Genomic DNA, 9,184 nt, shown 5'->3' on the forward strand with positions numbered 1-9,184 from the left:
CTCCACGCCCAGCTCCGGGTCGAACCGGTCGATCGCCTTGATCAGGCCCACCGCCCCGACCTGCAGCAGGTCCTCCTGCGGCTCACGGTGCGCGGCGAAACGCCGGATCGCGAACCGGACCAGCGACAGGTTCATCTCCACCAGGGTGGCCCGCACGTACGAGTACTCCCGGGTGCCCTCCTCCAGCGCCGCGAGCCGGCGCAGCAGCACCCGGGTCAGCTCCCGGGCGTCGGCCGGCGCGACCTCGCGCAGGTCCTCCGCCGCCGCCAGCTCCGGCGGCAGCAGGTCGCGCAGGTCCGCCGTGGCGGAGGCGGCCGGGGAGACGAGCGGTTCACCAGTGGTCGCGGCCATCGGAGTCCTTTCCTCGTTTCTTCGTGACGCAACGCCCGTTACCCCGTCCCGGCCGATCGATGCGGTCACCGGTCGTGAAGGTTCCATGAAGGAGGTTCGTACACTTCGGGTGCGTCGCGGAACGGCCCAGGCTAGCGCGGTGAACCGGCGGGACCAACGCGACGACCAGCCGTTTCGGCTCGGCGAACGGCTGCGATAGCCTCCGGACGGGAACACATCACACCTGGAGCCGCGGCCCGTCCCGAGGTGTCCGCGACCGGATGCGGGCCGGCGGCGCGGCGTTCTACGGAGGCGACATTTCGATGGCTGGCCCGATCCTGTCCCCCGAGTCGCAGCACCGCCCGCCGGACGGCCCGGGCACCGCGCTGGTCAACGAGGCGGAGCTCCGGCAGCTGCTGGCGGGTCTGACGGCCGTGCGGGACGGCGACTTCAGCACCGAGCTGCCCGACGACGCGGACGGGCTGCTCGGCGAGATCGCCACCGTGTTCAACGGCATGGTCGACCAACTGTCGCACTTCACCTCGGAAGTGACCCGGGTGGCCCGCGAGGTCGGCACCGAGGGGCGGCTCGGCGGCCAGGCGCAGGTGCCGGGAGTGTCGGGCACCTGGGCGGACCTCACCGACTCCGTCAACGCGATGGCCGGCAACCTCACCTGGCAGGTGCGCAACATCGCCCAGGTGACGACGGCGGTGGCCCGCGGGGACCTCACCCAGAAGATCGAGGTCGACGCCCGGGGCGAGATCCTGGAACTCAAGGACACCGTCAACACGATGGTCGACCAACTGTCCTCGTTCGCCGGGGAGGTCACCCGGGTCGCCCGCGAGGTCGGCACCGAGGGGCGCCTGGGCGGCCAGGCCCGGGTCGAGGGCGTCTCGGGGACGTGGCGCGACCTGACGGACTCGGTGAACTCCATGGCCGGCAACCTCACCGCGCAGGTCCGCTCGATCGCCCAGGTCGCCACGGCGGTGGCCGAGGGCGACCTCACCCAGAAGATCACCGTGACCGCCCGGGGCGAGATCCTGGAGTTGAAGACCACCATCAACACCATGGTCGACCAGCTCTCGTCGTTCGCCGACGAGGTCACCCGGGTCGCCCGCGAGGTCGGCACCGAGGGCCGCCTGGGTGCCCAGGCCCGGGTCGAGGGCGTCTCCGGCACCTGGAAGCGGCTCACGGCGAACGTCAACGAGCTGGCCGGCAACCTCACCCGGCAGGTCCGGGCCATCGCCGAGGTGACCGGCGCCGTCACCGCCGGGGACCTCACCCGTTCGATCACCGTGGACGCCTCCGGCGAGGTCGCCGACCTCAAGGACAACATCAACGCCATGGTGGAGTCCCTGCGCCAGACCACCCGCGCCAACGAGGAACAGGACTGGCTCAAGACCAACCTCGCCCGCTTCTCGGCGCTGATGCAGGGCCGGCGGGACCTCTCGGTGGTCGCCGAGTCGGTCATGGACGAACTCGCCCCGCTGGTGGGCGGACAGTGCGGCGCCTTCTACCTCGCCGAGGAGAGCCCCCGCGGAACGGTGCTGCGGCTCGTCGGCTCCTACGCGTTCCCCGACGGTGAGCGCCCGACCCGCTTCCGCCTCGGCGAGTCCTTCGTGGGCCAGGCCGCGCGCAGCCGGCGCACCATCGCCGTCGACTCCCTCCCGCCGGACTACCTGGCCGCCTCCTCCGGTCTCGGCCGCACCGAGTCGCTGTCGCTGATCGTGCTGCCGATCGTGGTCGAGGAGCAGGTCCTCGGCGTCATCGAACTGGCTTCCGTCCGCCCCTTCACCGAGGTCCACCGGGACTTCCTCGACCAGCTGATGGAGACCATCGGCGTCAACGTCAACGCCATCATCGCCAACGCCCGCACCGACGAACTGCTCGGCGAGTCCCAGCGGCTCACCGCCGAACTCCAGACCCGGTCCGAGGAGTTGCAGGCACGCCAGGAGGAGCTCCAGGCCTCCAACGCCGAACTGGAGGAGAAGGCGGAGCTGCTGGCCCGGCAGAACCACGACATCGAGACCAAGAACCTGGAGATCGAACAGGCCCGCCAGGAGCTGGAGGAGCGCGCCCACCAGCTGTCCCTCGCCTCCAAGTACAAGTCCGAGTTCCTGGCCAACATGAGCCACGAGCTGCGCACCCCGCTCAACAGCCTGCTCATCCTGGCCCAGCTGCTGGCGCAGAACCCCACCCGGAACCTGACCGCCAAGCAGGTCGAGTACGCCGGCATCATCCACTCCGCCGGCTCCGACCTGCTGCAGCTGATCAACGACATCCTCGACCTCTCCAAGGTCGAGGCGGGGAAGATGGACCTCAACGTCGAGGCGGTGCCGCTCCAGTCGCTGCTCGACTACGTGGAGGCCACCTTCCGTCCGCTGACCGGCCAGAAGAACCTCGCCTTCGCCGTCCGGACGGCCAGTCGGGTCCCGGCCGAACTCCGCACGGACGACTACCGGTTGCGCCAGGTCCTGCGCAACCTGCTGTCCAACGCCGTCAAGTTCACCGAGCAGGGCCGGGTCGAGCTGCGGATCGAACCCGCCCACGAGGACGGGATCCCGGACGGCGTGCGCCGCGACGGTCCGGTGCTCGCCTTCCACGTCACCGACACCGGCATCGGCATCGCCCCGCAGCACCTGGAGACCGTGTTCGGCGCCTTCCAGCAGGCCGACGGCACCACCAGCCGCAAGTACGGCGGGACCGGCCTCGGCCTGTCGATCAGCCGCGAGATCGCCTTCCTGCTGGGCGGCGCGATCACCGTGGAGAGCACCCTGGGCCGGGGCAGCACCTTCACCCTCTACCTGCCGTCCGAGCCCGCCCACCTCTCCGCCGCCGGCCCCGGCACCGCGCCCGGAGCTCCCGAACGCGTGGCCACGGTGCCGTCCCAGGACGCCGGGCACGACCCGGCACGGGCGGCCGGCGGCCGGCCGCGGCGGCTGCTCGTGGTGGAGGGCCGCCCCAACGGCCTGCTCTCCCTGGTCGCGGAGAACGCCGTCGCCGACCTCGCCCGCTACTCCGGCGGGCAGCGGCCGGTCGAGATCGTCACGGCGGTCGGCGCGCAGGAGGCCGCCACCGCCCTGGCCACCGCCCCCTGCCACTGCGTCGTCCTGGAACTGGGCCTGCCCGACGGAACGTCGGCGACCCTCCTGGAGGAGATGGAGGGCGACCCGGCCCTGTACACCGTCCCGGTCCTGGCCCACGACAACCGGGGCGTCGTCCCGGACAACGAGCACGCGGTCCGCCGGCGGGGCGAGCAGCCCCTGGAACTCCTCTCCAGCCTCGACGAGCTGCGCGAGCGCATCGCGCTGCACATGAGCGCCGACCGGCCCGGGGGCGTCGTCCAGCTGGTCCGGGACACGGACCGCGAGCCCGCCCGGACCCCCGGTGCCGACCCGGTGCTCACCGGCCGCACCGCGCTGGTCGTCGACGACGACGACCGCAACCTCTACGCGATCACCAGCATCCTGGAGCTGCACGGCATGCACGTCCTCCAGGCCGAGAACGGACGCGCCGCCCTGGAGGCGCTCGCCGTCCACCCGGGCATCGACGTGATCCTCATGGACGTGATGATGCCGGAGATGGACGGCTACTCCGCCACCGCCGCGATCCGCGCCATGCCCGAGCACGAGGGACTGCCGATCATCGCCGTCACCGCCAAGGCGATGATCGGCGACCGGGAGAAGAGCCTGGCCTCGGGTGCCAGCGACTACATCACCAAACCGGTCGACGCCGACCAGGTGATCAGCCGGATCAAGCACCTGCTGTCCTCGTAGCGCGTCCCCAGCCGCCCGCCCCGAGCCGCCACGCCCCAGGAGCCCCGACCGTGCACCAGCCACCGGAGCAGTCCCCCGCCGGCAGCAGCCCGTCGACCGGGCCGACCCCCGGCACGCCCGTCGTCGTGCCCGTCGCCGGGCGCGACGCCACGACCGGAACACCGGAGACCCGCCAGTCCGAACGCGAGGCGACGGCGGTCGGCCGGCTGGCCGGCACCGTCGAGCGGCTACGGCTGGAACTGGACCACGCCCAGGCCCACACGGCGGGCCGCGCCGTGATCGAGATGGCCGTCGGCGTCCTCGTCGAGCGCCTGCGGTGCAGCCCCACCGAGGCGGCCAGGCAGCTGGAGAACCTCTCCGAGCAGTCCGGGACGTCGCCCCTGGAGCTCGCCGCCGACCTGGTCAACCAGTCCGCCGCGGACGAGATCTCGGCGCTCGTGCGGAGCTTCGTCGCCGGGGCCTCCGCACCGTCGGCGGACGCCGCCCCGCCGGCCGATCCGGTGGCCGTCCGGCTCCGCAGCACCGAGGCGGACGTGCTCGCCGGCGGCGACGCGGCGGCGGCCGCGCGGTCCATGCTGGAGCACGCCCTGCGGCCGCTCGGCGTGGCCGCCGTCGCCGTCTGGGCGGCCCACCCCGACCTCTCGCTGTCCCTCGCGGGCAGCGCCGGCTTCCCCGAGGAGGAGGCCCGACGCTGGCGCCACGTCCCGCCCGGCGTTCCCACCCCGGCCCGCCGGGCCCTGGACGAGCGGTCCGCCGTCCGCTACCCGACACTCGCCGACGCCTCCCTGCCGTCGATCGGCCAGCACGAGGTCCGCGGCGGCCGGCTGGCCGTCCCGGCCGGCACCGGCGGCCGGCTCATCGGGGTCCTGGAGATCTGCTGGCACGACGCGCTGCCCGAGCACTCCCAGTCCCTGCAACGGCAGTTCGAGGCACTCGCGGAGCTGGCGGCCGCCACCCTGGAGGCCTGGAGCTGCCCGGAGCCCGCCGGCCCCGATCCGGCCGACCGGCAGTTCGGCGAACTGCGGCAGCTGGTCGACGGCCTGCTCGACCCGTGCATGATCCTCCGGTTGTCGCCCGACGGCGACGACCACCTCCCCCGGTTCGTGATCCGGCACGTCAATCCCACCTTCGTCGACTTCGCCGGGCGGCCGACCAGCGCCATCGCGGGCACCCACCTGCTGGAGGCGTACCCGCTGGCGGCGGAACCCGGCGGCCTGGCGGAGAAGGTCGAGCACGTCTTCGCCACCGGGGAGCCCTTCCGCACCCACGGCATGCGGCTCGCGGCCCTGGTCGACGGCGTGCCGCTGACCGCCCTGGCCCAGGTGAGTATCAGCCGGCACGGGACCCACGTGGCGGTGGTCTGGCGCCTCGGCGACGGCACCCCGCGGGTCGCCCGGCTGCTCCAGCACGCGCAGCGGCTCGGCCGGATCGGCGGCTTCGAGGAGGATCTGACGACCCGTCAGATCGCCTGGAACGAGACCCTGTTCGAGCTGCACGGGCTGCCGTCCGGCTCCCCGCCGATCGCCCTGGACCAACTGGCCGACCACGCCCACCCGGACGACCGGCACACCATCGGCCGCTTCCTGCGCACCCTGCTGCACCACCGGCGGCCGGCCTCCACCGCCTTCCGCCTCCAGCGCCCCGACGGCGTCACCCGGCACATCCGCGTCGTGGCGGAGCCGGTGCCCGCCCCGGACAGCAGTCTGCGGATCGTCCGCGGCGCCTACCAGGACATCTCCGCCCAGCACTGGACGGAGGTCGCACTGGCCGCGACCCGCGACCAGCTGGTCCAGAGCGAACAGCAGGCGGCGGAGCGCAGCCGGCTCGCCCTCCAGCTCCAGCACGCCATCATGCCGCCCACCCGGGGCCCGCTGGACCTGCCCGACCTGCACGTCGCCGTCCGCTACCGTCCGGCCGAGAAGGACCACCTGGTCGGAGGCGACTGGTACGACACGCTCACCCTGCCCTCCGGCGACGTCCTGCTGTGCGTGGGCGACGTCTCCGGGCACGGCATCGAGGCCGCCACCGGCATGGTCGCCCTGCGCAACGCGCTGCGCGGGCTGGCCGCGACCGGTGCCGGGCCGGCCCAGCTGCTGAGCTGGCTCAACAGCGTCACCCACCACCTCACCGACAACGTGACCGCCACCGCGGTCTGCGGCCTCTACGAGCCCGGGACGGGCCGGCTCCGCTGGGCCCGCGCGGGGCATCCGCCGCCGGTCCTGCAACGGGCGGGGCGTGCGACCACCCTTCCGCAGCTGGGCGGCATCCTGCTCGGCGCCGTGGACCAGGCGGAGTACGAGGAGGGCGAGTTGCCGCTGGAGCCGGGCGACACCCTGGTGATGTACACCGACGGGCTGATCGAGCGCCGGGACGAGTCCCTCCAGGCCTCGCTGACCAGTCTGACGGCCCTCGTCGAGCAGGCCCACCGGGTGGCGGCCACGGGCGAGGCCGGGCTCCAGGACCAGCTGGACCACCTGCTGCGGTACAGCAGTGCCGACACGGACGACGACACCTGCCTGGTCGGGGTGGCCGTCCGGTAGGCCCGCCCGGAGCGGGCCCACCGGACGAGCGCTCAGGAGGCGACCGGCGGGCGGTAGACGGTCAGGGCGGCGGGGCTCTTGGACAGCCGCAGGGCGCCGCGGGCGGGGACGCTCTCCCCGTCGACGGCGATCCGGTCGGCGTCGCCGAGGAAGTCCAGCTCCAGGGCGCTCAGCCGGGCGGTCCGGTAGACCCGGGAGCGGTGCAGGGTGCCGGTGAGGAACGCGGCGGCGAGCCGGGTGCGGGCGAAGGGACTGCCGCCGTCGACGACCCGGACGTCGAGTTTCCCGTCGGCCAGGGCGGCGCGGTGGGTGGGGGCGAAGCCCGCCGGTTCGTACGCCCCGTTGCCGGCGAAGAGCAGCCACAGCCGGTGCGGCCGGCCGCCGGCGTGCACCGTGACCGGTTCGGCGGTCGCCAGCAGCTCGGCGACGGCCACCGCGAGGGCCGGCCACTTGCCGATGCGCTTCTCCGACCGCTCCCGCCGGTGCACCAGCTCGGGGTAGACGCCGAGGCTGAAGGTGTTCACGAAGGTCCGGGTGCCGGTGTCGTCGGTGGCCAGTCCGAGGTCCACGCCGACCGCGGTGCCGGCCTCGACGGCCCCGGCGGTGGCCTCGTGGGTGGTGGCCCCGAGGTCGAGCGCGAAGTGGTTGAGGGTGCCGCCGGGGAAGACCGCCAGCGGCAGCCCGCGGTCGACGGCCAGCCCGGCGGCCAGGTTGACGCTGCCGTCGCCGCCGCACACCCCGAGCGCGCCGCCGGCCCGGTCCGCCCGGTCGGCGGCCTCGGTCAGCAGCTTCACCAGGTCGTCCTCCGGCCCGCAGACCCGGACGTCCGCCTCCGGCAGCAGGGCGCGCAGCGTGTCGGCCGTCTCCTCGGGGCCGTCGGCGAGCGGAGCGCCGCTCCCGGAGCCGGAGTTGACCACCACCGACAGCCCCCGGCCGCCCGGCAGGGCCGGGGCCGGGAGGGCGGCCGGGGCCGCGGGCGGCGGGACGTCCGAGGAGCGCGGCCACCAGCGCAGGGTCGTGGCGGCGGCGCCCGCCCCCAGGGCCGCGCCCGCGAGGACGTCGCCGGGGTAGTGCACGCCGGTGTAGACGCGCGAGAACGCCACCGCCGCCGCGACCGGCGCGACGGCCGCGCCCAGCAGCGGGGACTCGATGGCCACGCCGGTGGCGAAGGCGGCCGCGGAGGCCGCGTGGCCGGAGGGGAAGGAGGTGGTGACGGGCTGCCGCAGCAGCCTGCGGATGGCGGGCACGCCGTCCGCCGCCGGGCGGGGGCGGCGGGTGGCGTGTTTGGCGACGGTGTTGGCGGTGGCCGAGGCGATGGCCAGGGATCCGAGCCCCCGCAGGGCCGCGCGCCGGCCGCGGCGTCCGCCGACGGTGCCGAGGACGGCGGCGGTGGCCGTCCAGAGCACCCCGTGGTCGGCGGCCCTGCTCAGCGCCCGCAGCCATGGCCGCGTGCCGTGCAGCGGCGCGGCGGCGATGCGGTCGAACAGGGCCCGGTCGATGGCGTCCAGTCGTGTGGTCCCCAGTCGTGTCATCCGACGAGCCTAACGAAGCGGGCCCGCCGAGCCGAGGAGGTGACCGCCCGGGTGTGTCCCCGGACGGCCGTACGGGGTTCGGGCCCGGATCAGGCCTGGTCCGTGGAGATGGCCACCAGCTTGGTCACCGAGCCGTCGTCCCCGACCACGTCGCGCAGGTGCCGGAAGCCGAGCCGGTGGCACATCGTCAGGCTCGGCGTGTTCTCCGCGCCGACCATGCCGTAGACCTCCTTGAGTCCCAGCTCCTCACCGGCGTAGCGGATCAGGCCGCGCACCACCTCGCCGCCCAGGCCCCGGCCCCAGAACGCCGGGGCCAGCGCGGTGACCAGCTCGTGGCCGTCGACGTTCCCGGCGCGCTTGACCTCGGCGTGGCCCGCGTACGCGCCGTCCACCCAGAGGCCCCAGACGTCGAAGAGGTTCTGCGGGTAGACGTCGCTCAGGATCGCGCGGAACAGCGTGCGGATGTCCGGCTCGGGCACGAGGTCCTGGCCCATCCAGCGGCACACGTCCGCGTCGCGCAGCAGGGAGACGAAGGCGTCCTCGTCCTCGGTCCGGTAGGGGATGAACTCCAGGTGCTCGGTGCGCAGCGGAGGGGTCATGCTGCTCTCCTCGGGTCGTGGTGGTTCGGTGGTTCGGTGGTTCGGTGGTTCGGTGACGCGGCGGTGCGGTGGTGGGGACGGGGCCGGCCGGCCCGCACGCGGCCGGCTGCCGTCCCGCGGCCGGTCAGGCCCGGGCGTTCTCCATGCGCTCGCGCAGGCTCTTCGGGCGCATGTCGGTCCACACCTCGTCGACGTAGGCGGTGCACTCGGCCTCGGTGCCCTCGGTGCCGACGGCCTGCCAGCCGGCCGGTACGTCGAGCTCGGCGGGCCAGAGGGAGTACTGCTCCTCGTCGTTGCGCAGCACCTGGTAGCGGGTGTTCTCGTCCATGTCGGGCTCCTTCGTCGTCGTCATCGGTCGGTCGTGGCGGGGTTCGGTGCGGGTGGGTGGTGGCGGGTGGTGGTGGGCG

The 9,184-nt window shown here is 74.0% G+C and carries 6 protein-coding genes; 2 read left to right on the top strand and 4 right to left on the bottom strand.

All coding sequences use genetic code 11. From position 1 onward, the window contains the following. Positions 1–351, bottom strand: a 351-nt coding sequence (locus ACWD4P_RS14190; RefSeq protein ID WP_449779776.1) for a sigma factor, incomplete at its 3' end; no start/stop codon positions are given. Positions 352–653: 302 nt separating this feature from the next. On the opposite strand from ACWD4P_RS14190, the gene ACWD4P_RS14195 reads away from it, so the two are divergent. Next, positions 654–4,106 carry a HAMP domain-containing protein gene (locus tag ACWD4P_RS14195; protein ID WP_359830288.1) on the top strand — a complete coding sequence of 1,151 codons (3,453 nt, stop codon included), beginning with the start codon at positions 654–656 and terminating at the stop codon, positions 4,104–4,106. 50 nt (positions 4,107–4,156) lie between these two features. After that, complete coding sequence (locus tag ACWD4P_RS14200) at positions 4,157–6,646, top strand: SpoIIE family protein phosphatase (protein ID WP_449779777.1); 2,490 nt, start codon at positions 4,157–4,159, stop codon at positions 6,644–6,646. Positions 6,647–6,678: 32 nt separating this feature from the next. On the opposite strand, the gene ACWD4P_RS14205 is transcribed toward ACWD4P_RS14200, so the two are convergent. From ACWD4P_RS14205 to ACWD4P_RS14215, 3 genes are all read right to left on the bottom strand, one after another. Beyond that, positions 6,679–8,178 (bottom strand): phosphatase PAP2 family protein, encoded by a 1,500-nt coding sequence (locus ACWD4P_RS14205; protein ID WP_449779778.1) that lies wholly within the window; start codon positions 8,176–8,178, stop codon positions 6,679–6,681. 89 nt (positions 8,179–8,267) lie between these two features. Beyond that, entirely contained in the window at positions 8,268–8,777 is a 510-nt protein-coding gene (locus ACWD4P_RS14210) for a GNAT family N-acetyltransferase (protein ID WP_359830103.1), read from the bottom strand. A 124-nt stretch (positions 8,778–8,901) separates the two neighbouring features. Further along, on the bottom strand, positions 8,902–9,105 hold the full coding sequence (locus ACWD4P_RS14215; RefSeq protein WP_359830105.1) for an MbtH family protein: 204 nt from the start codon (positions 9,103–9,105) through the stop codon (positions 8,902–8,904). Positions 9,106–9,184 lie beyond the last annotated feature (79 nt).

The sequence above is a fragment of the Kitasatospora sp. NPDC002543 genome (genome assembly GCF_053594915.1).

Coding starts and splice junctions, on each gene's coding strand:
- ACWD4P_RS14210 (WP_359830103.1), bottom strand. CDS start 8,777: ATGACCCCTCCGCTGCGCACCGAGCACCTGGAGTTCATCCCCTACCGG.
- ACWD4P_RS14195 (WP_359830288.1), top strand. CDS start 654: ATGGCTGGCCCGATCCTGTCCCCCGAGTCGCAGCACCGCCCGCCGGAC.
- ACWD4P_RS14205 (WP_449779778.1), bottom strand. CDS start 8,178: ATGACACGACTGGGGACCACACGACTGGACGCCATCGACCGGGCCCTG.
- ACWD4P_RS14215 (WP_359830105.1), bottom strand. CDS start 9,105: ATGGACGAGAACACCCGCTACCAGGTGCTGCGCAACGACGAGGAGCAG.